The following is a 1,246-nucleotide window of genomic DNA, read 5'->3' as shown; positions in this document are numbered from 1 at the left end:
GCTTCCCCGGCAGCCGCCCGGTGGTGCACAGCCTGCCGCCGCGCGACCCGGCCTTCACCGGCCGGGGCCGACTGCTCGACGGCCTCCGGGACGGTTTCACGACTCCCGCCCGGGCCCGCTCCGTCCAGGTGCTGTACGGCATGGGAGGGGTCGGCAAGTCGCAGACCGCCGCCGAGTACGCCCACCGCTTCGCGGCCGCGTACGACGTCGTGTGGTGGATCCGGGCGGAGGAGCCGGGCGGCGTCCCGCAGCAACTCGCCGACCTCGCCGCCGAACTGGGGCTGCCCGCCGACCGGGACGTCCAGCGGGCCGCCGCCGGCCTGCTGCACCACCTCGACCGGGGGCAGCCGCACGGGCGCTGGCTGCTGGTCTACGACAACGCCGAGGACCCGGACCGCCTGACCCCCTGGCTGCCCGAGGGGACGGCCGACGGGCACGTGCTGGTGACCTCGCGCAACCGGCGCTGGGCGCGGCACCCCGGCCGCGTGGAGGTCGAGGTGTTCGACCGGGCCGAGAGCGTCCGGCTGATGCGGCAGTTCAACCCCGCGATGCGGCACGCCGAGGCCGACCGCATCGCCGAACTGCTCGGAGACCTCCCGCTCGCCGTCGGCCAGGCCGCGCGCTGGCTGCAGGAGACGCCCATGCCGCCCGCCACGTACCTGCACATGCTGGGCGAGGCGCTCACCGAGGTCCTGGACCGGCCCGTTCCCGGTGAGTACTCCACCGCCACCGCCGCCACCGCCCGGATCGCGGGCGCCGACCTGCGCCGCATCAACGCCCCGGCGATGCGGCTGCTGGAGCTGTGCGGCTTCCTCGGGCCGGACGCCATCCCCGTCGAGCTGTTCTACGGCGGACCGGCCGTCCGGGCGATCAGGCCGCCGCAGGGCGAGGACGAGCGGATGGCGATCGGGGAGATCCTGCGGACCGTCAACCAGTACGGCCTCGTCCGCTACGACGCGGAGGGCGGCGGGACGCTCGGGGTGCACCGGATCGTCCAGGCGCTGCTGCGGGACCAGGTCGCCGAGGCCGACCGGCCGGCCGTCCGGGCCGCCGTGCACGGCGCACTGGCGCTGACCGGCTCCGGCGATCCGGACCGGTCGGAGGACTGGCCCCGGTTCGCGGCGCTGCTGCCGCACCTGGGGCCGTCCGGGGCGGTGGAGAGCGCCGATCCGCAGGTGCGGCGGTGGATCACCGCCTCGGTCCGCTACCTGCGCCAACGGGGGCTGCTGGAGGCCGCCCGCGAGCT

Annotated in this window: 1 protein-coding gene; it reads left to right on the top strand. The window is 76.3% G+C overall.

Annotation, left to right across the window (positions count from 1 at the left end; genetic code table 11):
* Positions 1-1,246: FxSxx-COOH system tetratricopeptide repeat protein (gene fxsT, locus J0670_RS38250; protein WP_243438102.1), on the top strand; the 1,246-nt coding region annotated here is incomplete at both ends.

The organism is Streptomyces sp. FH025, assembly GCF_017427025.1.
In the GTDB taxonomy this organism is placed as follows: Bacteria; Actinomycetota; Actinomycetes; order Streptomycetales; family Streptomycetaceae; genus Kitasatospora.
Note: the sequence above shows the minus strand (reverse complement) of the source record. Positions and strands in the feature narration are given on the sequence as shown.